This is a genomic window from Streptomyces sp. NPDC050423 (genome assembly GCF_040655445.1).
Taxonomy (GTDB): Bacteria; Actinomycetota; Actinomycetes; order Streptomycetales; family Streptomycetaceae; genus Streptomyces.
Genome location: NZ_JBFAJY010000057.1, coordinates 1 through 25,989 on the forward strand (window position 1 = coordinate 1; position 25,989 = coordinate 25,989).

General features: G+C 70.4%; 22 protein-coding genes. 13 read left to right on the forward strand and 9 right to left on the reverse strand.

Annotated elements, in window-relative coordinates:
* Positions 1–201 precede the first annotated feature (201 nt).
* Together AB0I52_RS30195 and AB0I52_RS30200 are read right to left on the reverse strand one after the other, a co-directional pair.
* The gene (locus AB0I52_RS30195) at positions 202–849 is read right to left on the reverse strand and encodes a cupin domain-containing protein (protein ID WP_363077986.1); all 648 of its coding nucleotides are present in this window, start codon (positions 847–849) and stop codon (positions 202–204) included.
* Positions 850–935: 86 nt separating this feature from the next.
* The gene (locus AB0I52_RS30200; protein ID WP_363077988.1) at positions 936–2,021 is read right to left on the reverse strand and encodes a methyltransferase; all 1,086 of its coding nucleotides are present in this window, start codon (positions 2,019–2,021) and stop codon (positions 936–938) included.
* 240 nt (positions 2,022–2,261) lie between these two features.
* Between AB0I52_RS30200 and AB0I52_RS30205 the strand changes: the two genes are divergently transcribed.
* From AB0I52_RS30205 to AB0I52_RS30220, 4 genes are all read left to right on the forward strand, one after another.
* On the forward strand, positions 2,262–2,849 hold the full coding sequence (locus AB0I52_RS30205) for a sigma-70 family RNA polymerase sigma factor (RefSeq protein WP_363077990.1): 588 nt from the start codon (positions 2,262–2,264) through the stop codon (positions 2,847–2,849).
* Positions 2,846–3,670 (forward strand): MGMT family protein, encoded by an 825-nt coding sequence (locus tag AB0I52_RS30210; RefSeq protein ID WP_363077992.1) that lies wholly within the window; start codon positions 2,846–2,848, stop codon positions 3,668–3,670. Before AB0I52_RS30205 ends, AB0I52_RS30210 begins: the two co-directional genes overlap by 4 nt.
* 163 nt (positions 3,671–3,833) lie before the next feature.
* Complete coding sequence (locus AB0I52_RS30215; RefSeq protein ID WP_363077994.1) at positions 3,834–5,066, forward strand: class I adenylate-forming enzyme family protein; 1,233 nt, start codon at positions 3,834–3,836, stop codon at positions 5,064–5,066.
* Between the two features lie 124 nt (positions 5,067–5,190).
* Positions 5,191–5,940 (forward strand): SDR family oxidoreductase, encoded by a 750-nt coding sequence (locus tag AB0I52_RS30220; RefSeq protein WP_363077996.1) that lies wholly within the window; start codon positions 5,191–5,193, stop codon positions 5,938–5,940.
* An 86-nt stretch (positions 5,941–6,026) separates the two neighbouring features.
* On the opposite strand, the gene AB0I52_RS30225 is transcribed toward AB0I52_RS30220, so the two are convergent.
* The 7 genes from AB0I52_RS30225 to AB0I52_RS30255 form a co-directional block, all read right to left on the reverse strand.
* Entirely contained in the window at positions 6,027–6,743 is a 717-nt protein-coding gene (locus tag AB0I52_RS30225; RefSeq protein ID WP_363077998.1) for an AfsR/SARP family transcriptional regulator, read from the reverse strand.
* A 474-nt stretch (positions 6,744–7,217) separates the two neighbouring features.
* Positions 7,218–8,150, reverse strand: a complete 933-nt coding sequence (locus AB0I52_RS30230) for a GNAT family N-acetyltransferase (RefSeq protein WP_363078000.1) — start codon at positions 8,148–8,150, stop codon at positions 7,218–7,220.
* A complete protein-coding gene (locus AB0I52_RS30235; protein ID WP_363078002.1) occupies positions 8,147–10,282 on the reverse strand; it encodes a peptidase C14 in 2,136 nt (711 codons plus the stop codon). Before AB0I52_RS30235 ends, AB0I52_RS30230 begins: the two co-directional genes overlap by 4 nt.
* Before the next feature lie 71 nt (positions 10,283–10,353).
* Positions 10,354–11,193: an SDR family oxidoreductase gene (locus tag AB0I52_RS30240; RefSeq protein ID WP_363078004.1), complete on the reverse strand. Its 840-nt coding sequence runs from the start codon at positions 11,191–11,193 to the stop codon at positions 10,354–10,356.
* Positions 11,194–11,413: 220 nt separating this feature from the next.
* Positions 11,414–12,259, reverse strand: a complete 846-nt coding sequence (locus AB0I52_RS30245; RefSeq protein ID WP_363078006.1) for an amidohydrolase family protein — start codon at positions 12,257–12,259, stop codon at positions 11,414–11,416.
* Positions 12,256–13,443: a mandelate racemase/muconate lactonizing enzyme family protein gene (locus tag AB0I52_RS30250; protein WP_363078008.1), complete on the reverse strand. Its 1,188-nt coding sequence runs from the start codon at positions 13,441–13,443 to the stop codon at positions 12,256–12,258. Before AB0I52_RS30250 ends, AB0I52_RS30245 begins: the two co-directional genes overlap by 4 nt.
* Complete coding sequence (locus tag AB0I52_RS30255) at positions 13,443–14,813, reverse strand: aspartate aminotransferase family protein (RefSeq protein ID WP_363078010.1); 1,371 nt, start codon at positions 14,811–14,813, stop codon at positions 13,443–13,445. Before AB0I52_RS30255 ends, AB0I52_RS30250 begins: the two co-directional genes overlap by 1 nt.
* A gap of 288 nt (positions 14,814–15,101) precedes the next feature.
* On the opposite strand from AB0I52_RS30255, the gene AB0I52_RS30260 reads away from it, so the two are divergent.
* From AB0I52_RS30260 to AB0I52_RS30300, 9 genes are all read left to right on the forward strand, one after another.
* A complete protein-coding gene (locus AB0I52_RS30260; RefSeq protein WP_363078012.1) occupies positions 15,102–15,959 on the forward strand; it encodes an IclR family transcriptional regulator in 858 nt (285 codons plus the stop codon).
* Positions 15,960–16,167: 208 nt separating this feature from the next.
* Positions 16,168–18,315 carry a peptidase C14 gene (locus AB0I52_RS30265; protein WP_363078014.1) on the forward strand — a complete coding sequence of 716 codons (2,148 nt, stop codon included), beginning with the start codon at positions 16,168–16,170 and terminating at the stop codon, positions 18,313–18,315.
* Between the two features lie 32 nt (positions 18,316–18,347).
* Positions 18,348–19,604, forward strand: a complete 1,257-nt coding sequence (locus AB0I52_RS30270) for a Gfo/Idh/MocA family oxidoreductase (protein WP_363078016.1) — start codon at positions 18,348–18,350, stop codon at positions 19,602–19,604.
* Positions 19,605–19,651: 47 nt separating this feature from the next.
* Positions 19,652–20,905, forward strand: coding sequence for an extracellular solute-binding protein (locus AB0I52_RS30275; protein ID WP_363078018.1), 1,254 nt, complete (start codon positions 19,652–19,654; stop codon positions 20,903–20,905).
* 110 nt (positions 20,906–21,015) lie between these two features.
* Complete coding sequence (locus AB0I52_RS30280) at positions 21,016–21,921, forward strand: sugar ABC transporter permease (protein ID WP_363078020.1); 906 nt, start codon at positions 21,016–21,018, stop codon at positions 21,919–21,921.
* 23 nt (positions 21,922–21,944) lie between these two features.
* On the forward strand, positions 21,945–22,871 hold the full coding sequence (locus AB0I52_RS30285) for a carbohydrate ABC transporter permease (protein ID WP_363078038.1): 927 nt from the start codon (positions 21,945–21,947) through the stop codon (positions 22,869–22,871).
* An 8-nt stretch (positions 22,872–22,879) separates the two neighbouring features.
* Positions 22,880–23,908: an NAD-dependent epimerase/dehydratase family protein gene (locus AB0I52_RS30290; RefSeq protein ID WP_363078022.1), complete on the forward strand. Its 1,029-nt coding sequence runs from the start codon at positions 22,880–22,882 to the stop codon at positions 23,906–23,908.
* An 8-nt stretch (positions 23,909–23,916) separates the two neighbouring features.
* On the forward strand, positions 23,917–24,972 hold the full coding sequence (locus tag AB0I52_RS30295) for a dihydrodipicolinate synthase family protein (protein ID WP_363078024.1): 1,056 nt from the start codon (positions 23,917–23,919) through the stop codon (positions 24,970–24,972).
* Positions 24,956–25,981 (forward strand): hydroxyacid dehydrogenase, encoded by a 1,026-nt coding sequence (locus AB0I52_RS30300; RefSeq protein WP_363078026.1) that lies wholly within the window; start codon positions 24,956–24,958, stop codon positions 25,979–25,981. Before AB0I52_RS30295 ends, AB0I52_RS30300 begins: the two co-directional genes overlap by 17 nt.
* The last annotated feature ends 8 nt before the right edge of the window (positions 25,982–25,989 follow it).

Here is a 25,989-nt window from a genome sequence, read left to right on the forward strand (position 1 = left end):
GTGGGGGGGGGGGGGGGGGGGGGGGGGGGGGGGGGTTTGGGGGTGGGGGGGGTGGTGGGGGGGGGGGTGGTGGGGTGGGGCGTGGTGCTTGCGGGGGGGGTCGTTGTCGTGTTTGGTGTGGGGGGGGTTGGGGGGGGGCGTCCCACGAACCCGCACCCCCCCCCTGCTGGGGGGGGCGGGGCGGCGTACGTCCGGGCGTTCTCAGACCCGCGGCCGCAGGCGCGCTGCCACCTGGCGCTCCACCTCCGGCGGCAGCTCCTCCGGTTCCGCCCGCTGCGCCGGCTTCCACCCCGTGACGGGCGAGCAGGCGTGGTAGCCCCTGAGCCGCGCGAGCGGAGCGAGCGCGCCGTACAGGGCGCGCTGCAGCGGCCAGGGGCGGCCGGTGAACCGCAGCACGTCGGAGAACTCCCGCAGGGTCAGGGAGGTCTGCATCAGGTTCGGCTTCCCCTGGTCGTCGCTCCGGCCCTCCTCCGCCAGGCCGAAGAGCTCGCGGAGCAGCAGGACCTCGAACCGTTCCGCCCGGTTGGTGAACTCGACGATCGCCAGGGTCTCTTCGTCGTCGCTCGCGCTGTAGAAGCGGTGCGACGTGCCCGGCGGGACCGCCACCGTCTGCCCGGTCCTGTCCAGAATGACGTCCCGGTCGGCCATGCTGACCCGGAGCCGGCCGCGGACGAGCGTGAACCGCTCCTCGCTCGCCGGGTGGAGGTGGTAGTCGGCGGCGAAACCACCGGGAGCGACGTACAGGTCCAGTACCGACCGGGCGCCGCCGGTGTCGGCGGCGGCCGTACGGACGACGATCTTCTGACGGCACGGGGGGTTGTAGTAGACCTCACCGGCACTCACGGCCATGTTCCCTCTCCTTGCTGCGTTCTGCGCGGTGGGAACACCGGTCCGGTGTTCCCGTGTCCCGTCCGCACCCACCGGACCGAGGGGGTTCAGGAGGCCATCTTGGTGCCGCAGATGATCCCGTGGACGGGGATCACATCCGGCGGCATGGTGCTGATGTCCTGCGAGATCGCCTTGGTGACCTTGAAGCCGCAGGCTTCCATCCACTGCTCGTACGTGGAGATCTTCTGCGGTCCGCCCTGGGCCATGGTGCAGCCGAGCATGTACGCCGGGAAGAAGTCCACCGAGTTCGAGACCTTCACGTCCTCGGGGTGGATGGGCACCAGGACGTAGACCTGTCCGCCGACCTCCAGCGCGTCATGGGCGCTCTGGAAGATGCGGTAGACGTTCTCCTTGTCGAACATGTCCAGGAAGTGCTTGATCATGACGGTGTCGAAGCCCTTGGGAAGGCCCTGGAACACGTCACCGCCGATGAACGAGCAGTTCTCCTCCACGCCGTGCTTGCGGAAGTTCTCCCGGGCCTCGGCCTCCTTCTCCGGGAAGTCGAAGCACGTCACCTGGAGGTTCTCGGCACCCTTGGCGCCCTTGTGGCGGTAGGCGAGGATCGCGCCGAGACCGGTGTTCCCGGCCAGGTCCAGGATCTTGGCGTCCTCGGCGACGTCCAGCTGGTCGTAGAACCACGGGTCGATGAAGTCGGTGACCTGGTCCATCATGGCGCCCCAGGACGCCTGGAGTTCGGGGTGCCGCGTGCTCGCCTCGTAGAAGTTGCCGTCGAAGTCGAAGAGTTCCTTGAGGCCGACGACGGTACCGGTCCTGACACTGTCGGACAGGTGGTAGAGCTGTCGCAGGCAGACCTCTTTGACCATGTTCATCCACGGGATGACCCGCGCGAGGTCCTCGTCCGTCAGGTCTCGCAGGCCGTCCAGGGCATAGGTGGACGCGGTCTCGTCGAAGGAGACGAAGTCCTCCTTCACCATCAGGTGCAGCAGCTGTTCGGCGGCGGCGGGGGTCACGCCGGCCTTCTCCGCTATCTGAGCCGCGGTCAGCCCGCCGCTCCTGTCCTCCTTGAGCGAATCGACGATTCCCAGTTCGAAACAGCTGAGCAGGTTCATGAACCTGAGCGGGCCCAGGGTGTATTCACGGAACTTGGTGAGTACGGCGTCCTGCGAGCTCATCGGTCTCCTTCGTTGGCCTGTCCGGTTTCCTGGCCTGTCCGGCGTCGTTCGGGGCAAGCGTCGGGTGTGCCAAACGTAGGAGCCGGACAGGTGCCGGGCACTCCGGAACTTGCGGCCGAACCGGGAACGCCGTGTGACGGCGCTCCGAAGCATCCGACAGGCAGGGGCGAGAGTGACGGCACGACCTGCGGCGACGGGAGCCGCGCAACCCTCCGAGCCCATCCGGTGTTCTGAACGGCGATGGACGAAACGGCCGAACACCTGACGGAGCGGCTGGCAGTGGACCTCGACGACGGCTTCACGGAGCTGGTACGCCTCCACGCCAGGGCGGTCCACGCGTTCCTGTTCCGGGTCACAGGGTCAGCCGTCGAAGCGGAGGACCTGGGACAGGACACCTTCCTGCGCGCCTACACGGCCCTGCGGGGCTACTCCCCGTCCCGCCGGCGGGACTTACGGTGCCGCGCCTGGCTGATGACCATCGCGGCCAACGTCTGGCGCAACCAGATCCGTACCAACGTCCGCCACCCGGTGTCGCCGGCCCCGGTCGAGAACTCCGCCGAGACCTGGGCCGACGAGAGCCCCGGCCCGGAGGAACGGGCCTCCACCGCCGACGACCGGGGCCGGCTGGTCTCGGCGCTGACCGAACTCCCGGAGAAGTCCCGGGTCGCGGTGGTGCTGCGGCACGTCGTCGGGATGAGCTACGGGGAGATCGCCGAGGTCCAGGGATGCCCGGTGGGCACCGTCAAGGCGCAGGTCTCCCGCGGGGTCGGTAGTCTGCGGGAGCTGCTGAAAGCCGGCGATCCACCCCCGAGGGAGGCGCTGAAGTGAGTCAGAACGACAACACGGGCCCCGCGCCCCGGGGCCACTCCCTGGAGGACGCCCTGGCCGGCCTCACGTCACCCGGCCCGGTGGATCTGGCACTGCGCATTCTGCGGCACGTCGGGATCTCCCACGAGCGGTACGACGCCTATGTCCTGCTGGACACCGGCGCGGGCGGCCTGTACGCGGCGTACAGCCCCACCGCGGTCACCGGCTCCGCACTGGAGTCGATGGTGGTCAGCCCCGAGATGTTCGAGGAGATCCACTGGCAGCGGACCGGACGCACCGCCATCCGCTCCACCATGCCCTTCCCCGGGCTGCGCCCCGCCCTGCGGACCGGACGCGCCAAGTCACTGCCCGTCGACCTCACCGGCCTCGACGCCCATGAGCGCGCCGTACTGGAGGCCGTCAGGACCGTGCCGAAGGGCCAGTTGCGGCCGGTCGGCTGGATCGCGCGGGAGGCGGACGTGGTGGACATGCCGGACGTCAACGGCTTCGTCGCCAGGACCCTGGCGCGGAACCCGCTGACACTGCTGATCCCCTGCCACCGGGTCACCTACGACGACGGCACCCCGTGCGACGGCGCGTACACCCCGGCCACCGGCAGGGCGCTGCGATCCGCGGAGGGGATCGACATGCTGCGGCTGGCGGAGCTGTCCCGGCGCGGCGGCGTCCTGCTCGGCAGCGACACCACCTACATCTACTGCCATCCGACCTGTGCCCACGCCCGCCGGATCACCCCTCCCCACCAGCGGCCCTTCCGCACCGCCGCCGAGGCCAGGGGCGCCGGTTACCGCGCCTGCCGGAGCTGCCGGCCGGCCTCCGTCTGAGGACAGTCCGGCACGGTGCGCCGTCTTGTACGGCGCACGACGCGCTGTCCGGCAGGACGTACGAACGCGGGGAGGGCAACCCTTCCCGGCGCGCCGGTGTTCCGCTCTGTGCGGTGAGCGGTCGCCCGCCGCCCGGCACGACGCACGGGAAGGGACATCCGACATGCGCGACGAACTCGACGACGAGCCCCGCTGGTGGGGCTCCGAACTGCTGGCGCGTCATCCCGCCGACGCGCTGTGGGCGCGGGCCGCCTCCGAGGTGACCTACGAACGGCTGCGTGTGCAGGTCACCTCACTGCGGCGGCTCTTCGAGGCGTACGGTGTGCGGCCCGGAGCCACCGTGGCGATCCAGGGCGCGCAGAGCTTCACCCAGCTGTGGTCGCTCCTCGCGCTGTGGTCGCGGGGGGCCCAGGTCCTGCTCATGGGCCCGGAGATCCGGGGCAGGGAGCTGGAGCGGCTCCTGGACCACTGCCGGCCGCAGTTCTACGTCGCCTTCGGCGACGGCGGCCCCCGGGACCGGACCTTCCACGACGAGGCCGAACTCCTCGTCCGCAAACTGCGCGGCGGACAGCGGGCGGTGACCGACCACTGCCTCATCCACTTCACCTCCGGCAGCACCGGCTTCGCCAAGGCGGTCGCCCGCACCCCGCAGTCGCTGCTCGCCGAACTGGCCGCCTTCCGGCGGATGGGTGGCATGCCGGGCGCGGGTTCGAACGTCATGCTGCTGGGCCCGGTCGCCCACTCCTTCAACCTCGTCGGCGGCGTCCTGCACAACATGGACGCCGGGGCGGTCAGCGTCTTCCCGACACGGGCCTCGCGGCCCGCGCTGCTGCGGACCGCGATCAGGGCCGGCGTGGACACCGTGCTGGGCCGCCCGGACCACTTCGCCGCCCTGGTGCGGGGGGAACGCTCGGTGCGGCTGCCCGCGCTGCGGCATGCCGTCTCCGGTGGCGACCGGATGGACGGACGAGTCCACGCCCGGTTCGCCGAACGCTTCGGGGTACGCATCGGCCAGGCGTACGGCACCACGGAGACCGGCATCGTCGCCGCCGACCCCACCGGCTGGTTCGCCCCGGGGTCGGTGGGCATGGTCGCTCCGGGGGTACGGATCAGGATCGTCGAGGGTGAGCTCCAGGTCCGCATGGCCGGCACCCCGTACCTGGGGCCTCAGGAGACGCCCGCCCGGTTCCTGCCCGACGGCGATCCGGACGGACCGGGCTGGTTCTGCACCCGGGACCGGGCGATCCGCGATCCGTCCAGCGGTGCGCTGCGCATCATGGACCGCATCGATCCGCCGGCCGACCGGCGCCAGTTGACGCGCGGCATCGACCACGTCCTGCTCTCGGACCGGACGGCGTCCCGCTCGCTCACCCGCAGCGGGGCACCCGCCGACTGACCGAAGAGCGGCGGACCGCGGGTGACAAGGGGCAGGGGCAGGGGCAGGCGATGCAACCGAATGGCGCGGCAGGTGTTCTTCCAGATAGCCAGGATTCGTTCACCTCTCACAAGGAGACGTCGCGTTGACCCACACTCTGACGGGGATGACAGCGGTCGTCACCGGGGCCGGCAGCGGCATCGGGCGGGCGACGGCACACGCCTTCGCCGACCGGGGCGCCAATGTCCTGGCCGTCGGCCGGACCCGGGAGAAGCTGGTCGCCACGGCCGGGGACAGGTCCTCCATCGTTCCGCTGAGCGCCGACGTCACGGGAAGGACGTCGCCCACCGCCATCATCGAAGCCGCGCTGGAGACGTTCGGCGGTATCGATGTCCTGGTGCACAGCGCGGGGAGCCTGCGGCGGACACCGCTGGGGACGATCTGCGCCGACGACTTCGACCGCTTCATGGCCGTCAACCTGCGCGCCCCGCTGCTGCTCACCCAGGCCGCGATGGCGCCGCTGACCCGGTCGCGCGGCACCATCGTCAACGTCAGTGCGTCCTTCGGGCAGCGCGGATGGCCAGGGCTGTCGCTGTACGGCGCGGCCAAGGCCGGCCTCGACTGCTTCACCCGAACGTGGGCGGGCGAACTCGCCGACCGCGGAATCCGCGTCGTGTCCGTGGCGCCCGGTCCCGTCGAGACACCGATCCTGGAGAACAACGCACTGGACGACCGGGCCGTGACCACCATCCACCGGTTGCACGAGCTGCTCCCGCTGGCCCGGCTGGGGAGCGCCGAGGAGGTCGCCTGGTGGATCGTCAACTTCGCCGAACCGCTGGCCGCCTACACCACCGGCGCCATCCTCCCGGTCGACGGAGGATACGGTGCCGTATGAACCGGAATGCACATTCCCGCCACATTCTCACGTGGTTCCCGAGGAATCCCTCGTACCGCCCTTCTGGCACCCTCTTCAGGCAGGGTCTAGCCTGAATTGAGAATTGTGTACTGCAATTTCTGAACCGGAATACCCGGTTCGATCCCGAGATCCGAGACGAGATTCAGACGCAGCCTGCCGAACACATCGAGCGCACGGACCCGGTCCCCCGACATACTGAGGGCACGCATGTACTGGCAATGCAGTCCTTCGTGCAGCGGATGCTCGAAAACTGGAACGGCGAGATCAGCGATGGCCTCGTGGTACATCCCCAGCCTGATCTTGACGTCGGAAAGATCCTCGAGCACCCCGAGTTTCGACTCCTCCAGTTCACGCCGCTGCGCCTCCAGCGCGGCCCTCGTCGTCACGTCCACGAAAGCGGGGCCGCGCCAGATCGCGAGGGCACGGCTGAGGATGGTCAGCCCCTCCGCGTCGTCCCCCCGCCGGATCATCCCGCGGCCGTCGACGACCAGGCTCCGGTAGGCGCCGTAGTCGAACTGCGCCAATCTGTCGCTGAACACGTATCCGCCCGGCCTGGTCATCAGCAACTCACGTGCCACCGCCCGCGCAGACAGGCCGGTGAATCGCTGGAGCACCTTGCGGGACTGGAAGATGTAGGTCTGAATATTGCGCAGCGCGCTCACGGGTGGATCGTCCTCCCAGACCTCGCGCACCAGGGACGAGACGGGGACGACCCGGCCGGCGTTGGCCAGCAGGACGGCGAACACGGTGCGGGGTTTCGGCGCCAGCTCCACCTGGTTCACCGTGTCATCGAGAGAGACGCGCAGAGGACCTAACACTCCTATATTCATCAACACTTCACAATTCCTTCAGGCCGACTTTTCCTGTAGAAACATGAGAGATAATGAGACACGCCGAGCGTCCACGCGTGCAGTGGTCAGTGCATTACCGTACCGCGTCGGCCACGCCCCCTGTCAAGATACGACAGAATCAAGCTTGCACCGCCAGAAATTATCGCTATTCCTTACCCCACTCTTTACCCCCACCATGCAACCATCAGGTGTTCAGCGGTGTTGCGGCGTTCCGCATCACAATGCAGTGAAGAACATACTTCGTCCGAATTGCCGATAACTCTTCCGCCTGGCTGGGACACCTCTGTCGTGGGCCGGAAAGCGCACATCAATCCGGCCGGTTCCGTACGGTCGGCAGACGCCTCGGACATCCCCCGCAGGCGCGGTCGAAACAGTCGGGGGGCGCCTCGCGGTCCCGGCCGGGGCTCAGAAGCAGTCGCCGTACCAGTGGACCGCGCCGGGCGCCGTGACCGTGGCCCGCACCGACTCGGCCGCCACGTGCAACGGCCGTGCCATCCCCACGTGTTCGGTGACCTGCCGGGCGTCGGCCAGCAGGGTGGGGAGCGCGGCCCGCACGCCGGGACCGTCGGGAATCCGGACCCGGACCCGGGTCAGCCCCGCCGCTCGGCCCCGGGCGCCGACGGCGGCGAACAGCGACCCCAGGCACGCGTCCGCGCCCGCGAACTCGCGCACCTCCACGCGGTCCCCCTCGTACCCGGCCACCACCCAGCCGGCGAGCGCGCCGGAAACGGGGTCCTCCGCCACCAGCGACCGGTCGGCCGGGCCGTACCAGGCGGGGACCCTCACCGCCCAGTCCTGCGGCGCCCGCAGCGAGCTGAGCGGCCGCTTCGCGTTGTACGCGTGGTGCATCGCGGCGACCTCCACGGCGTCCCGCGCGGTGGCGTCACGGACCCGGAACGCCCCGGCAGCGGACGAGGGGGCGAGCGTCCCCTCGGTGTACGTGCTTGCGAACTCCTGCCACCCCGAGCCCCGGTAGACACCCGGCGTCCCGGTGAACAGCAGGGACCAGGCGCACTGTTCGGCCGTCATGGTGCGCTCCGCCGCCACCAGCAGCCGGCGCACCAGGCCCTGTCCCCTGGCCTCGGGGCGGGTCGCCACACTGCCGATGCCGCCGACGCGCCGCGGGGTGCCGTCCGCGTCCCGGATGAGCCTCGGCACATAGACGACGACCGCGTCGATCCCCTCCCCCACATCGTTCTGCGCGACGAACGTGTGCCGGTGGCGGTCCGGGTCGAGCGCGTGCAGGGCGACGAGGTGCGGGGACACGAAACACCGCTTCCACAGGGCCGACAGCCCTGGCTCGTCGGCCGCCGTGGCGGTGCGGACGGTGGCGCTCACAGGATCAGGTTCCCGTCCGTGCGCACCCGGTCGCCGCCCTCGGGCATCGCCTCGCGCCGCGTACCGTCCTCCACGCACGCGGTGTGCAGGACCGAGTCCAGGGCGTCCGGGGCGAGGTGGAGGACTCCGCCGGTGAAGCGGCTCCCGGTCGCCGCGTAGTGGTTGGTGCCGTCCGCGATACGGACATGCGCGGTGTCCGCCCCGGAGGCGGTGCTGCTGAGGCCGGTGAGGTCCCAGGCCGTGCTCCCGGAACCGGCCGCCCGGCCGAGCAGCGCCTTGGCCTTGTTGCCGCCGGTGAGCCGGGTGCCTCCGGTGACGGTGATCCGCTGGTCGCGCACGGCACTGAGTTCGATGCCGGTGTCGTGGTACGTACCGCCGTCCAGCCGCAGGTCCGCCGACCCCACCGAGAGCGGGGCCGCGTCGTCGGCGCCTGTGACGGTGCAGTCGGTGAGGTGCACGGGGCCCGCACCGCGCAGGACGACGCCATCGACGCCCTTGAACGTGCAGCGCACGAAGTGGACGGGCGCGGTGACCGGGGTCTGGATGAGGACGGCGCCCGCGGGCGGTTCGAAGGAGCAGTCGCTGATGGTGGTCGGCCGGGTGGAGCGGTCCGAGCGCTGGGCGACGGCGAAGCTCTTCGCGGTGCAGCCGCGCACCTGGGCCCCGTCGGCGTTCACGGTGAGGGTGCCGGCCTGGTCGAAGGTGGGGCGCGCGATCACCGTGACGTCTTCGAGGGTCAGATCGGTGATCTTCGTATTGGCGGTGAACCAGGAGCAGACATGTCTGCGTACGGTGATCCGCTTGGCGGAAATACCCCACTGGGCACCCGAGTTGGCTATATCCATCAGCCCGGAGTTGCCGTCGAAGAGCAGATCGTGCTCGTACTGGCCGTGGGTGGTGAAGGGGTTGCCGCCCGCGTCGTCGCCGTCGCCGTGGCAGTTCACGACGGTGCAGTAGGCGGAGGCGGTGAGGTCGTTGAGGTGGCGCACATTGCTGGTCGTGCAGTCCGCGACCCGGCCGTACAGGCAGTAGATCTGCTGGGTGAGGTAGCCCGCGCCTCCGTACTCGACGGTGGGCGGGTTCTTCAGCGAGCAGTCCTCGGTACGGAAGCGGGTGCACCAGCGGCGCATGACGACCGGCCAGAAGGTGCCGGCGGCGTGGATGCCGGAGACGTCGCAGCCGACGGCGTACTCGAAGCTGACGGGGTGGGAGCCGGTGTACTCGTCGGGGCCGGCGCCCTCGAAGAGCATGTTGCGGATGTGGGTGTTGCGGACCGGCTCGACGCGGGTCCAGGTGAGCGTGCGGCCCGCGGCCAGTTCCCAGCCGTTGAGGTAGCCGATCCGGATGTGGCCCGCGTCGATGATCTCGGTGACCTCGACCAGCTTCTGGAGCTCGCGCTCGTCACCGCCGCCGCCCTCGACCGGGTCGACCTGCACCGACCACCACTGACCCACCGCGAAAGCCTTCGCGTCCGGGACCGGGAAGGCGTCGGTGAGCTCGATGACCTTGCCGGACAGCGCGTGCTTGACGGTGGTGTCGGTGACGGTGCCGCGGAAGGAGAGGACGGCGCCGAAGGGGTTGTCGTGGGTGTTCTTCTCGATGCCTGTGGTGCGGATGTGGTGGCCGCCGAAGTCGAGTTCGATGTCGGAGCGGTTGAAGAGGTGGCGTCGGGTGAACAGGAGGTCGGTGTGGGCTTCGATGCGGTGGACGGTGTTGTCGTTGACCATGGCGTCGAGTGCGGCGTCGGCGGGGGTCTTGGCGTCGTGGTGGCCGAAGGTGCGGAAGTCGAGGGTGCCGGTGTGGAGCTGGTGCCAGCGGCCGGCCCTGGCTCCGGTGGGGGCTATGACGGTGCCGCCGTTGTGGGCGGTGGTGGACTTCTTGTTCCAGCGCAGGGCCATGGCGCCGCCGTCGCCGGGGGTGTGGTAGCCGGCCAGCAGGATCTGGGTGCCGTCGGCGAGCGGCTTGGTGTTCAGGGCCCGCAGCGCGGCGACGGTGTCCAGGTTCAGGACGTCGCCGGTGTGTGCGGGGGCGGCCTGGGCCGGGGCGGTGGCCACGGCCGAACCGGCCATGACCAGACCGGCGAGACCCGAAGCCCGCAGCACATTGCGACGGGACGATGCGTGGGCGGACATGGAGGTGCTCCTCGCGTGGTCGGTGCGTACTCGATGGGACTCGAAGGGAACCGGCTGCCGCCCGGTCGCGGTCAGATCGTGTTGCGGTACGGCGGCATGAAGCGCATCCGCGGCATCTGGTCGGCCAGCACCCCGCCGTCCACGACGATCCGCGCCCCGGTGAGGTATGCCCCGGCGTCCGAGGCGAGCAGCAACAGGGCGCCCACGCACTCGTCGGGCCGCGCGTACCGGCCGAGCGGGATGCGCTGCCGGTAGGCGGATTCGAAGGCCTCCCGGTCGAAGGGGAATTCGCCGTCGATGGGGGTCTCGACCATGCCGGGGGCGAGGGTGTTGGCGGTGATGCCGTGCGGGGCGAGCTCGACCGCCAGGGTCTCGGTGAGCAGTTGGGCGGCGGCCTTGGAGGCGTTGTAGTGCGCCAGTCCGGCCTCGGCCACCAGGGCGTTCTTCGAGGTGATGGTGATGATGCGGCCGGCGACGGAGTCCGCCGTCATGTGTTCGGCGATGCGCTGGCTGAGGAAGAACACCGCGTCCACGTTGACCCGCATGATGTGCGACCAGCTGGCCGGGGTGATCTCGTTGAAGCGTTCCAGCGCCGCCGTGCCCGCGTTGTTGACCAGGATGTGCAGCGGCCCGGTCTCGGCGCGTACGGCGTCGACGAAGCCCGGCAGCGCCTCGACGTCCGCGAGGTCCTGGCCGTAGGTGCGGCAGCGCCGCCCGAGGGCCTCGACCTCCGCCGCGGTCTCGGCCACGCCCTCGGCGCCCGGCAGGTCGACGAGCACCAGATCGGCACCCGCCTCGGCGAGCCCGACGGCGAAGGACCGGCCCAGACCCCGGGCGGCCCCGGTCACGACCGCGGTGCGGCCGGTGAGGTCGAAGCGGTCGGTTCCGCGGGGCGGGACGGCTGCGGTCATGGCGGGGATCCTCCAGGCGGAGACGTACGGAACCGAATGGCGCGGATGCGGAGCCGAATGGTGCGGGTACAGAACCGAATGGTGCGGGTACAGAGCGAAAGGGTCCGGACCGCCGCGCGGGGACACTTGGGTGGTGCGCGGCGGCCCGGCTGCCGGCCGGCGCCCGTGGACAGGGGGGTGAACCCGGGCACCGTACCGGCGGTTCGGGGGAACGGCCCGGTCAGCCGTTCAGGCCCAGCAGATCGAGTGAGGGCCGGTGGATGATGTCCTCGATCGCGTCCGCGTCCAGCGGCGGCAGCCCCGGAATGCCGGGGATGCGGGCGATCTCCCGCAGCCCCTTCACCGAGTCGTCGACCGTGGTGAACGGGTAGTCGCTGCCGAACAGCACCTTGTGGAAGACCCCGTAGTCCTGGACCAGCCGGAGGCTGTGCCAGAGCTGGAAGGGCCGGTAGTGCAGGGCGCTGAGGTCGGCGTACACGTGCGGATGCTTGCGGATGACCGCGATGCACTCGCCCTCGAAGGGGTGGCCGAGGTGGGCCAGGACCATCCGCAGCTCGGGATGGCGGATGGCGACGGCGTCCAGGTGGCGGGGCATCGCCCACTCCAGCGGTGCGCTGGACACGAAGGTCGTGCCGGTGTGCACCAGGAGCGGCAGCCCGTGCCGTTCGGCGTACGCGTACAGCTCGTCGTACTCCTCCGCGGCCGGGTCGAAGCCCGCGTACATCGGCATCAGCTTGATGCCGCGCAGGCCCAGCTCCTGGTGGCCGTAGCGCAGTTCCTCCTGCCAGCCGGGCTGGGTGGGGTCGAGCGCCAGGTAGCCGATGAGCCGGTCGGGATGTTCTCCGGCGTACGCGGCCACGGCGGCGTCGTCCACCCAGAGCCCGCTGCGCCGCGCCTTGCCGCCGACGACGATCGTGCGGGTGGACTCGGGTGCGGTGGCGGCGTACTCCTCCCACTTCACCGTGAGGTCGACCTCGCCCGCGTGGGCGCGGGCGGAGTCGGAGCTGAACGGGTCGGTGAAGTCGTGGCTGTGCCGGAAGAGGTGGGAGTGGACGTCGACGATCATGTGCGGTTCCGCTTCTCCCAGCCGTCCGCGAACATGTTCCAGAAGCGGTGGCTGGGCGGGTGTTCCTCGAATACCTCGTCGACGAGTTCGACACCGAGCCCCGGGGAGGTCGGCAGGCCGATCCGGCCGCCCTCCATCGGAAGGGTGCCCCTCAGGGCGTCGAAGACGAACGGCTCCAGGAGCCCGTCGAAGGTTTCGAGAATCTTGAAGTTGGGGATTCCGAGCGCCGCGTGCACCGAGACGGTGGTGCAGAGCGGGGAGTTGGAGTTGTGCGGGGCCACGAGCATGCCGTGGGTGTCGGCGATCGCGGCGAGCTTCCTGACCTCGGTGAAGCCGCCGGCCATGGAGAGGTCGGGCTGGATGATGTCGACGGCGTTGGTGGCGAAGAGCTGCTTGTACTCGTAGCGGTTGTGGAAGTGCTCACCGCCGGAGATGGGGAACGCCGCGCGCTGACGCAGTTCCGCGTACCGCTCGATGTGGGTCCAGGGCATCGGCTCCTCGAACCAGCCGATGTCGAAGGGCTCCAGCTCCCGCACCAGCCGGGCGGCGGTCGGCATGGCGAACCGGGCGTGGCCCTCGATGAAGAGGTCGATGTCGGGTCCGACGGCCTCCCGGACGGCGGCCACCAGGCCGATGGAGCGGCGCAGCTCGGCGCGCTCCAGCTCGTGCAGGCCGGGGCCGAACGGGTCGAACTTGAGGGCGGTGAAGCCCTTCGCGACCGTCTCCTTCGCCTTGACGGCGAAGGCCTCGGGCTCGCGTTCCCCGGTGTACCAGCCGTTGGCGTAGACGCGGACGTCGTCCCGGCAGGCGCCGCCGGTCAGCCGGTAGGCGGGGACACCGAGCGCCTTGCCCATCAGGTCGTACATCGCCTGGTCGAGGCCGGACAGGGCGATGCCGCCCATGTCGCCGCCGCGCAGGAAGTCGCCCTGGTAGACGCGGAGCCAGAGTTCCTCGATGTCGAAGGGGTCGGCTCCGATCAGGTGCCGCCCGGCGATGGCCTCGGTGAGCGTGCAGACCTCGCTCACCCGGTAGGGGTGGGTGATCTCACCGATGCCGGACAGGCCCTCGTCGGTGTGGACCCGGACATAGCCGAAGTCGCGCCAGGAGGTGCCGAGCATCAGGGTCTCGACGCGGCTGATCCGTCCGGCGGGGCCCTGCGGACGGGTGCGGTTGACGGTCAGCATCAGCGGGTCGCCCCGCCCATGGTGGAGGTGTTCTCCAGGTCGCGGGCGCCCCCGTCGGCGAGGACGGCCTTCACCGCGGCCTCGGTGCCCTCGACGAGGCGGTCCACGTCGGCGTCGGTGTGCGCGTAGCTGATGTGGCTGCGCTTGAGGTTGAGCGGCAGCTCGAACAGGCCGTGCTCCAGGAGTTTGCGGCGGTAGCCGACGAACAGCGAGGCGTCGTTGTTCAGCAGGTCCGCGTAGGTGCGGGGCGCCTCGCCCGGCATGAAGTAGCTGACGAAGACGGAGCCGTAGCCGGTGACGACGGCGGGGACGCCGAGGCGCTCGTACAGTCCGGTCAGTTCGCTGCGGACGCGGTCGCCGAGCCGGAAGACGTGGTCGTGGACCGGCTCCTCGCGGAGCTTGCGCAGGGTGGCGAGGGCGGCGGCGACGACGGAGGGGTGGCCGTTGTACGTGCCGGCGAAGAAGGCCGGGGCGCCGGGGCGGGTGGAGAAGAGGTCCATCAGGTCGGCGCGGCCGCCGATCGCGCCGACGGGGGCGCCGTTGGCGATGGCCTTGCCGAGGGTGGTGAGGTCGGGGGTGACGCCGGAGATCTGCTGCCAGCCGCCGAGGGCGTGGCGGAAGCCGGTGATGACCTCGTCGAAGATCAGGACGCTGCCGGCCTTCGTGGTCTCCTCGCGCAGCGTGGTGAGGAACTCCTGGTACGGCAGGAGGGCGCCGACGTTGTGCGGGACGGGCTCGACGATGACGGCGGCGATGTCGGAGCCGTGCTCGGCGAAGGTGCGCCGGACGGCCTCGCTGTCGTTGAACGGCAGGACGAGGGTGGCTTCGAGGACCTCGGGCAGGATGCCGGTCGAGATCGGGTCGTGGCCGCCGACCTTCGCGGGCGCTGAGATGACGTTGAGGCTGACCGAGTCGTGCCAGCCGTGGTAGCAGCCCTGGAACTTGACGACGAGGCGGCGGCCGGTGGCGGCGCGGGAGACCCGCAGCGCGTGGAACGTGGCCTCGCTGCCGGTGCTGGTGAGCAGCACCTTCTCGATCGAGGGGATCAGTTCGGTGAGCTGTTCGGCGAGGAGGACCTCGCCCTCGGTGACGCCGACACCCATGTGACCGAGGGTGGCGCCGGCCTCCGCGGTGGCGCGGGCCACGTCGGGGTCGTTGTGGCCGAGCAGCGGCGGGCCGAACGCCGAGTGGAAGTCGGTGTACTCGCGTCCGTCGGCGGTACGGAACCGTGCGCCGTCGGTTCCGGTGACGACCAGGTCGGTCAGTCCGGGAACGCTGCGCTGACCGCTGTTCACGCCGCCGGGTACGACCTGGCGGGCGCGTTCGGCGAGTCGGGCTCCGGATTCGTTGCCTACCGGGCCTGAACTCATGGTGCTTGCTCCTTGCGTCGAGAGTCGTCGGTTTTCGCGGGCCCTGCCCGGCCCGTGAGTCCCTGGCGCCATCCGCCCGGCAGTCGCCGCAGGAAGAGGTGATCCGTGGTGCTCGGTACTGCGTTTCGTTTTTTCAGAACACTGTTCTGTAGAGCAGAACAGTGCCTGGATATTACGTCCGCCCTCGGAGCCGGTCAACCCCCTTTCGGCCACCCGAGGCCCTGATTCCGGGCTTTCCTTGGCTCCGACGTACGTTCCTGGACCCCAAAGGCACTAGACTGTTCTGCTATGACGAACAGTGCTGCCCCTGAAGAACCGAAGTACTGGGTCAAGAGCGTGGCCAGGGCAGCCGACATCCTCGAAGCTCTCGCCGCCCCCTCGCAGGGGAACGGCCTGAGCGTCACCGAGGTCGGCCAGGTCTGCTCCATCTCCAAGAGCGCCGCATTCGGCATGCTCCAGACCCTGCGCGCCTACGGCCTCGTCTCGGACGACGGCGAGGGCATGAACCGGCGCTACCGGCTCGGCATGAGCCTGGCCAGGCTCGGCGACCGGGCCAGGTCCCAGGTCTCGTTGCGCGGGGTCGCCCACCCCGTCCTGCGCGAACTCACCCGGAACACCGGCATGGCCTCCAGGCTCGCCGTGCCCGAGGACGGCCACGCGGTCGTGGTGGACCAGGTCGAGCTCGACCAGCGCGTCCGGCTCGATCTGCGGATGGGCCAGCGCGAGCTGCCGCACTGCACGGGCCTGGGCAAGGCACTGCTCTCGGCGGTGCCGCCGGGCGAGGCGGCCTCGATCATCGAGCGGTTCGGGCTGCCCCGGCGCACATCCCGCACGATCACCGACCCGGCGACCTTCCTGTCCCATCTGCGCGACATCGCCCGGGTCGGCTACGCCCTGGACGACGAGGAGGACGCCGAGGGCATCATCTGCATCGGCGCACCGGTCTTCGACGACCGCTCGGTGTGTGCCGGGGCCGTCTCCATCACCGGTCTCAAGCTCGGCCTGCCGGCCTGGCGCTACCAGGAACTGGGCGGCCAGGTGCGGGACTCGGCCCGCCGGATCAGCGTCTCCCTGGGCTGGGTCGACGACCCGGAGGACGACACTTCGGACACCGCCGCGTCCCATTCCGACGAAATCGGGTCTTGACCGATCGGCACAACCCGCCGTAGGTTCCCTGCCAACCGCGGTGACACTCACCCGTCACCGCCGATTTACCCCTCCCGGTCCGATTCCGACGCCTGCCCACCGCGTCGTGAACATCCGACGGCCGGACCCTTTTCAGCCATCCGCCTCATGGCAGTCCACCGCAGGAACGCTCCCTCACTTGTCGCGCTTCTTGGAAGGCGAAGTCCGCATGAGCGTTCCGCATCACTCCACCCCTGCCTCGTCCCGTCGCAATGTGCTGCGGGCTTCGGGTCTCGCCGGTCTGGTCATGGCCGGTTCGGCAGTGGCCACCGCCCCGGCCCAGGCCGCCCCCGCACACACCGGCGACGTCCTGAACCTGGACACCGTCGCCGCGCTGCGGGCCCTGAACACCAAGCCGCTCGCCGACGGCACCCAGATCCTGCTGGCCGGCTACCACACCCCCGGCGACGGCGGCGCCATGGCCCTGCGCTGGAACAAGAAGTCCACCACCGCCCACAACGGCGGCACCGTCATAGCCCCCACCGGAGCCAGGGCCGGCCGCTGGCACCAGCTCCACACCGGCACCCTCGACTTCCGCACCTTCGGCCACCACAACGCCAAGACCCCCGCCGACGCCGCACTCGACGCCATGGTCAACGACAACACCGTCCACCGCATCGAAGCCCACACCGACCTCCTGTTCACCCGACGCCACCTCTTCAACCGCTCCGACATCGAACTCGACTTCGGCGGCCACCACATCCGCACCACAGGCATCGAGAAGAACACCCACGACAACCCCTTCGGCGCCGTCCTCTCCTTCCGCGGCACCGTCACCGACACCACCGTCAAACACAGCCTGAGTGCGGCGATGCCGGACCTGTCGGACCTCTTCGAGGTCGGTGACTCGTCGAAGTTCGCGGTCGGCCAGTGGTGGTCCGTGGAGATCAACGCCCTGTCGGGGCAGTACGAGAAGGAGATCCAGCGGCTCGTCCAGGTCACCGACGTCGTCGACGCCGCCCACATCCGGGTCAACTACCAGATCGGCTGGGACCTGGCCGCCGGCCGCACGCTGACCTGGACCCGGATCGAGCCCGTGGACCGCGCCCATGTGCGCAACATGGTCTTCGAGGGCTGGGGCGAGGACGAGATGACCGGCTCGCACCCGGTCGCCTACGAGTACGCGGTGCGCTGCGACGTCTCCGGGATCGAGGCCATCGGCACGTTCTGGCCGGTGGTGATGCGCCGCTGGTGCACGTACTACCGCACCGAGCAGTGCTCGCTGACCAACCCGAAGTCCGTCACCTACGGCGGCGCGGGCTACCTCACCCAGCAGATCTACTGCCTGTACGGGCACGTGGAGGACTGTCACACCTCCAACGCGCGCCACCTCAACGACTTCACGGCCTCGGCCTACTGCTACGTCACCAACTGCCACGGCGACGGTGACGACGAGGGCCCCTTCGTGACGCACGGGCAGTTCGAGCACGACCTCACGTACACCGGCAACTCCGGGCTGATGACCTTCGCCAACTCGGGCGCGGCCTGGGGCGGCCGGGCCAAGCGGATCACCGTGCGCCGGCACGCCTGCTCCTGGTTCGTGGCCCGCGTCAGGATCACCGATCTGACCCTTGAGGACGTCCTGGTCATCGGCAAGAAGTCCCTGGACGGCTCCGGAATGCTCTGGGTCAACGCGGACGGCGTGCAGATGCGGGGCTGTACGGCGACGGGTCCGCTGATCGTCTCCCGGGCCTCCGACCTGTCCGCCCGGCCCAACGTGATCGCCGACTCCTCCTTCGCCTTCACGGCGGGCGCGGAGATCACCCAGGCCAACGTCACCGCCCCGCTCACCCTCCAGCGCACCACGCTGAAGGGCGTCGACGGCGCGGTGTTCAACGGCACCGGGCCGCTCGTCGTCGACCAGTGCACGCTGACCGGCTCCGCGGACACCGCCCCGGTCTCGCTCGCCCACACCGACGTCACCGTCCTCGGCGGCGAACTCCGCGACACCGGTCTCAAGCTGACCTCGGCGAAGGACCAGCGGCTGCGCGTCGACGGAACGCGGCTGTCCGGCACCAACAAGGACGGCGCCCTGCTGGCCCGTACCGGCTCCGGACGCACCGTCGACTGGCAGCTCGGCGGCCTCGACTCGACCGCGCCCGAGGGCACCGCCCATGTGCTGCTCACCGAGGGCCCCAACCGCTACCGGGCCACCGGTTCCACCTTCACCGGCGGCCGGCTCGAACTGCGGCCCGCGGCGTTCGACGGCTCCAGCCATCTGCTGCACACCGGCTGCGTCGAGGACGGCACCGAGCGCACCGCGCTCCCGGACGAGAGCGACCGCGTCGCCCACACCGCAGCCACGCTGCGCTTCTGAACACCCCGCCCATCGAGTACCAGGGATTCCCCGTGTCCACGCATACCCCGATCACCGGCCGGCCCGTACGCGTCGCCCTCGTCGGCGCCGGCAACCGCGGTCTCACGTACGCCGAGTGGATCAAGGCGCACCCGGAGCGCGCCGAGCTCGTCGCCGTCGCCGATCCGCGCCCCGCGGCGCGGGCGTCCGCCGGCGCACCCGTCGAGTTCGACGACTGGCGGCCGCTCGTGGAGAACCGCATCGCCGACGCCGTCATCGTCGCCACCCAGGACCGCTTCCATGTGGAACCGGTGCTGGCCCTGGCCGAGGCCGGTTACGCGATCCTCGCCGAGAAGCCGCTCGCCCCGACCGAGGAGGAGACCCGGCGGATCGTCGAGGGGGTGGAGCGGGCCGGTGTGCTGTTCGCCGTCTGCCACGTCATGCGGTACACCCCGTACACCGACCTGGTGAAGGAGGTCGTGGACTCGGGGGTGCTCGGGCAGCTCGTCTCGCTCGACCATCTGGAGCCGGTCGGCTGGTGGCACTACGCCCACAGCTATGTGCGCGGGCCCTGGCGCAGCGAGAAGGACTCCTCCCCGATGCTGCTCGCCAAGTCCTGCCACGACCTGGACTGGATCACGTACGTCATGGGCGGCCGGATCGAGCAGGTCACCGGCTTCGGCGGGCTGAAGCACTTCCGGCCTTCGAGCGCCCCGGCCGGGTCCGCCGACCGCTGTCTCGACTGCGCGGTCGAGTCCGGCTGCCCGTACAGCGCGCTGAAGCTGTACATGCCGACGCTGCGGGAGAAGGGCGCGGTCTGGCCGGTCACCCATGTCACCGAGGCCTCCGACGAGGCCGGTCTCGTCCAGGCCCTGCGCGAGGGCCCGTACGGGGTCTGCGTCTACCGGAGCGACAACGACGTGGTGGACCACCAGGTCCTCGCCATGCGGTTGACGGACGGGGTGACCGCGACTTTCCAGATGGTCGCGTTCACCGAGCAGACCCACCGCCAGACCCGGATCTTCGGCTCGCACGGCTGGCTCATCGCTGACGGTGAGCGGGTCACGGTGCAGGACTTCCGCACCGGCGAGTCGACCGTCCACGAACTCGGCGCGTCCGGTTCGAACGCGGCCGACGGGCACGGCGGCGGAGACGCCGCGCTCGTCGAGGCGTTCGTCACCGCGGTCGCCACCGGTGACGCCGGGGCCGTCCGCTCCGGTCCCGCCACCTCGCTCGGCAGCCACCTCGCGGCGTTCGCCGCCGAACGCGCCCGGCACACCGGCACCGTCCAGACGGTCCCGGCCACGTGACACCCCTTCTTGCTCGCCTCACCCTCACGTCCTCGGAGGACCACCTCATGTCCCGTCTCCTCACCCGCCGTTCCAGAGTCCGTGCCCTCGCCGCCCCCGTTCTGGCCACCGCGCTCGCCGCCGGTGTGCTGGCCGGCTGTTCCGGCAGCGGCAGCGACAACACCGTGACCATGTGGACCTACCCGGTCATCTTCGACGAGGCCAAGAACAAGGCGTACTGGGACGGCCTGGTCAAGGCGTTCGAGAAGAAGCACGAAGGCGTCAAGGTGAAGGTGGAGACCTTCCCGTGGGCCAACCGCGACACCGCGCTGGCCACCGCGATCGCCTCCGGCAAGGGCCCCGACGCGGTCTACCTGATCCCGGACCAGCTGCCGAAGTACGCCAAGAGCATCGTCCCGGCCGACGACTACATGCCGGCCGCCGCCAAGTCGGACTACACGGACTTCGCGCTGAAGTCCGTCACGTACGACGGCAAGCCGATCGCCACCCCGATCCTGACCAGCGCCAACCCGCTGATCTGCGACAAGCGTGTGTTCGCCGCGATCGGCGAGAAGACCTACCCGTCGAGCTGGGCGGATCTGGAGGCACTGGCCCCGAAGCTGAAGAAGAAGGGCTACTACGCCACCAGCTACAGCGGTGACACCCAGCAGACACTGAACGTGACCTTCTACCCGCTGCTCTGGCAGGCCGGCGGCGACGTCTTCTCCGAGGACGGCAAGAACGTCACCTTCAACGACGCCGCCGGCGTCAAGGCCCTGACGTACCTGAAGAAGCTCGTCAACGACGGCTACACCGACCGTGACCTGGTCACGACCACCCCCAAGCTGGAGCAGACCCCGACCGCCAAGGGGAAGGTGGCCTGCACCTGGCAGAACACACCGGCAGACGTCGAGCCCTTCTGGGGCAAGGAGAACATCGTCGTCCAGCCGCCGCTGAAGGACACCACGTCGGTCGGTTACGGCACCGTGGGCGCGCTGGCGATGCTGAAGGGCGCCGACAGGAAGAACACCGGCGACTGGCTGAACTTCGTCGCCGAGTCGAAGAACGTGGCCGGACTGCAGAAGGCCGCCGGCTACTTCCCGGCCCGCAAGTCCGGCGGCGACCTGTACCCGGACGACGCCCTGCAGACGGCGGTCGGCGCCACGCTGCCGAGCATGGACGTGGGCCCGCTCCAGGACAAGGCGCGTGAGGTCCAGGGCGTGCTCGCCCCGGAGATCCAGGCGGCGCTGCTCGGCAAGAAGAGCCCGCAGGACGCGCTGAACGCCGCGCAGAAGGCCGCGCAGGCGATGCTCGGCCGCTGAACCGCCGCGGTGGCGGGGTCCGGCCGCACCCCGGACCCCGCCACCGCGGCCCCCAGGGGGCCACACCCCCTGATCCCCCGCAATTCCCCCCGTACCGCAAGGAGATCCCCGTGGCAGTCGTCGCGGAACCCACCCGCCGGGGCCGTCGCAGCGGGCCGCAGGCGCGCCGCGAGGCCCGGATCGGCCTGCTCTTCGTCCTCCCGTGTTTCCTGCTCTTCCTCGCCTTCCGGTTCGGTCCGGGCGTGGCCGGTGTGCTGATGAGCTTCACCGACTACTCCCTCACCGGTGGCGGGAGCTTCGTCGGGCTCGACAACTTCACCCGCCTGTGGGCCGACCCGCTGTTCTGGCAGGCGCTGAAGGTCACGGTCCTCTACACGGTGATCGCCGTGCCGGGCACGCTCGCCGCGTCGGTGTCCCTGGCCCTGATCACCCGCCGCGCGTTCCGCGGCGCCAAGTTCTTCCGTTCGGTGTTCTTCCTGCCGGTCGTCACCTCACTGGTGCTGGCCGCCACCGTCTTCGTCTGGATCTTCTCGACCGGCGGCCCGTGGTCCACCCTGATGGGCTGGTTCGGGATGTCCGAGGGCTCCTGGCTCTCCGACGACGTGCTGGTGCTGCCCGCGCTCGCGCTCGTCGGCATCTGGTCCCGCTTCGGATACGGGATGCTCATCCTGCTCGCCCGGATGCAGGACATCCCGCGCGAGCTGGAGGAGGCCGCGCTCACCGACGGGGCCGGCCCCTGGCAGCGGTTCCGCTACATCGTGCTGCCACAGCTCAAGCCCGCCCTGTTCTTCCTCGCCGTGATCGAGACGACCGCCTCGTTCCAGGTGTTCGACGCCGTCTACACCATGACGGGCGGCGGGCCCGCCAACGCCAGCTACACGCTCGTCTTCCAGCTCTACGACGCGGGCTTCAAGTACTTCGACCTGGGTTACGCCTCCGCCATCGGTGTCGCGCTCTTCGTGCTGACCGTGGTCGTCGCGGTGATCCAGCGGCTCGTGATCGGGAAGGACCAGTGACCATGACAGTGGCACCCGAAGACATGAAGGCCCCGCCCGCCCGCAAGGCATCGACGCCCCCGGACCGGGCCGAGCGCCGGGCGACGCGCAGACTGCGCAAGCTCTCCGAGCAGGACACCGTCCCGTACGGCATGCGCTCCACCCGGGCCGGCCGGATCGCCCGCGGCGCGCTGCTGACGCTCGCCGCGCTGGTGACGGTCTTCCCGTTCTACGCGATGGTCGTGCTCTCGCTGAAGCCGTCCGCCGCGGTCGACTTCCCCGGCAGTCTGCTGCCCTGGCCGCTGACCGGCGAGGCGTACGACACCGTCATGGGCGCCCAGGACGTGCCGCGCTGGCTGTTCAACACGCTGATGTACTCGGTCGTCTCGGTCGTCGGCGTGCTGCTGCTCGCCTCGCTCGCCGGGTACGCGTTCGCCAAGAAGCGCTTCCCGGGCCGGGAGGCGATGTTCTGGTCGTTCCTGTCGATGGTGATGGTCCCGTACCACGTGACGATGATCCCGACGTTCGCGATGATCGCGAAGCTCGGCGGCGTCGACACGTACTGGGGACTGATCGTGCCGACCCTGGCCAACGCCCAGGCGGTGTTCCTGATGCGGCAGTTCATCCAGGGACTGCCGGACGAACTCTTCGAGGCGGCCCGGCTCGACGGGTGCAGCGAGTGGCAGATCTTCTACCGGATCGTGCTGCCGCTGCTGAAGCCGATCCTCGCCACCCTCGGGGTCTTCGTCTTCCTCTGGCACTGGAACGACTTCCTGTGGCCACTGGTGATCGGCCAGTCCACCGACATGCGCACCCTCACCGTCGGAATCGCCTCGCTCCAGCAGCAGAACGTGCCGCTCAACGTGGTGCTCTCCGGCTCCGTCATCGCGTTCGTGCCCATCTTCGCCGCGTACATGGTGGGACAGCGCTACTTCACCGAGGGCGTCACCGCGTCCGGAATCAAGGGATAGCCAGGTATATGTTCACCGATGAGGCCGCACTCGAAGAGCGGCTCGCCACCCCCTCCCCCGCGCTCGTCGCCGACCTCGGCCGCCTCGAAGGCGATCTGCTGGTCCTCGGGGCGGGCGGCAAGATGGGCCCCAGCCTGTGCCGGCTGGCCCGCCGCGCGCTGGACGCCGCCGGCCGCACGGACGTGACCGTGTACGCGGTCTCCCGCTGGTCCGACCGGGCCGCCGCCGACGAGCTGGAGGCCGCCGGGGTCCGCACGGTCGCCTTCGACCTGATGGACCCGGCCGCCGATCCGACCCGGCTGCCCGATGCCGGGAACGTCGTCTTCATGGTCGGCGCCAAATTCGGCTCCGCCGGCGCGCCCTCGCTCGCCTGGGCGGTGAACGCCGCGATGCCGGACCGGGTGGCCCGCCGCTGGTCGGGATCGCGTATCACCGCGTTCTCCACCGGCAACGTGTACCCGCTGGTGCCGGTCTCCTCGGGCGGCTGCACCGAGACCGATCCGGTCGGCCCGGTCGGCGAGTACGCCATGTCGTGCCTGGGCCGGGAGCGGATCTTCGACCACGCGGCACTGACCCTCGGCACCAGGATCGCCAACATCCGCCTCAACTACGCCGTGGACCTGCGCTACGGCGTCCTCGCCGACATCGCGTACCGCGTACAGGCGGGCGAGCCTGTGGACGTGACGACCGGTCACGCCAACGTGGTGTGGCAGGGGTACGCCAACGAGGTCGCGCTGCGCTCGCTGCTGCACGCCACCGGCGGCGAGGCGTTCACCCTCAACCTCACCGGCCCGGAGACCGCTTCGGTGCGCCGCATCGCCCAGTGGTTCGGCGAGGAGTTCGACCGCGAGCCGGTCCTCGCCGGTACGGAGGCACCCACCGCCCTGCTCTCCGACGCGAGCCGCTGCCACGCGCTCTTCGGCTACCCGGACGTCGCACTGCGCACCCTCGTCGAATGGCAGGCCGACTGGCTGCGGCGCGGGCTGCCGCTGTCCGGCAAGCCCACCAAGTTCCAGGTACGCGACGGAAGGTTCTGATCCACTCCATGTCCACTCCCTCCCGCCCGTCCACCCCCGCTCTGGAACTGCTCGCCCGGGGCGCGGCGATACCCGCGCACCCGCTCGCGCTGCACGCGGACGGCACGTTCGACGAACGCCGGCAGCGCGCCCTCACCCGCTACTACCTGGCGTCCGGCGCGGGTGGCGCCGCCGTCGCCGTCCACACCACGCAGTTCGAGATCCGCGAGCCAGGGGTCGGCCTGTTCCGGCCGGTCCTGGAGCTCGCCGCCGAGACGATCGACGCCGAGGCCGGCCGCCCGTTCGTCAAGGTCGCCGGTGCCTGCGGCTACACCGCGCAGGCCGTCGCCGAGGCCACCACCGCCGCCGAGCTCGGCTACGACGCGGTGCTGCTCAGCCCGGCCGTGCCCGGTGCCGACGAGAAGGGGCTGCTGGAGCGGGCGCGGGCGGTCGGGGAAGTCCTTCCTGTCATCGGCTTCTACCTCCAGGAGGCCGTCGGCGGACGGTACTTGTCGCCGGGCTTCTGGTCCGCGTTCACCGACCTGCCGAACACGGCCGCCGTGAAGATCGCCCCGTTCGACCGCTACCGCACCGCCGATGTCGTACGGGCCGTGGCCGCCGCGGACCGGGCCGGCGAGGTGGCGCTCTACACCGGAAACGACGACGACATCATCGGCGACCTGCTCACCCCGTACACAACGGCGGACGGACCGCAACGCTGGTTCGCGGGCGGACTGCTCGGCCAGTGGGCGGTGTGGACGAGCTCAGCGGCGACCCTGCTCGACGACATCCGCCGGGCCCGCGCCGGGGACCACGAGGCGATGGTCCGCTGCCTGGCCCGCCGCACCGAGCTGACCGACGCCAACAGCGCGGTCTTCGACGTACGGGGCGCGTTCCGCGGCTGCATCGCCGGGGTGCACGAAGTGCTGCGCCGCCAGGGCCTGTTGGCGAACATCCGCTGCCTCGACCCGGCCGAGACGCTCTCCCCCGGACAGGCCGAGGAGATCACCCGGGTGGCCGCGGCCTACCCTTGGCTGACCGATGACACCTTCGTTGCGGAGCACCTCGATGCCTGGCTGTCCTGAATCCGCCGACCGCTCCTCCCGGGTGGTCGTCGCCGTACCGCCGCACCTGCGCGCCCAGTTCTTCACCGCCGAGGTGTGGCAGGAGCTGGAGCGGGCCGCGCGGCTGACGGTCATCGACGAGCACAGCGACCGGGCGGCGGTCGCGGCCGCGCTGCCCGGCGCGCGTGCGCTGATCACCTCCTGGCGGGCGCCCAAGGTGGACGCCGAACTGCTCGGCCACGCCGATCGGTTGGAGCTGGTGGCGCACACCGGATCGGCGGTCGCCCCCTATGTCACCGAGGACGTGTTCCGGCGGGGCGTCCTGGTCACCCAGGCCGGTGACGAGATGGCCCGCCCGGTCGCCGAGGTGGCGCTCGCCTTCACCCTCTCGCTGCTCCACCGCATCCAGCGCTTCGACCACGCCCTGCGCGGCGGGCAGGACTGGGCGGCGGCGAGCGAGGCACCGCCGCGCCACGAGATCCACGGCAGCGACATCGGGGTGATCGGCGCCTCCCGCACCGGGCGGGCCTACATCCGGATGGTGCGGGCGATGGGGGCACGGGTGCGCGTCACCGACCCGTTCCTGTCCGCTGCCGACGCCGAGGCGCTCGGCGTGGAGTCCGTACCGCTGGAGACACTGCTCTCCGGCAGCCGGATCGTGGCCGTGCACGCGCCGGTCACCGAGGAGACCCACCGGATGATCGGCGCCGAGCAGCTGGCACTGATGCCGGACGGCGCGGGCCTGGTGAACACCGCCAGGTCGTGGCTGGTCGACGAGGACGCGCTCCTGGCGGAACTGGCCACCGGCCGGCTGGACGCCGCCATCGACGTCTTCGACGCGGAACCGCTGCCCGCCGGCCACCCCTTCCGCTCCCTGCCGAACGTACTGCTCACCCCGCACCAGGCGGCCGGCAGCGTCGAGTGCCGGCAGCGGCTCGGCACCAGCGCCGTCAACGAGGTGCTGCGGCTGCTCGCCGGACGCCCCCCGGTCCACGCCGTCACCGCCGAGGCCCTCGTCAGGCTGCGCTGACCTTCCCC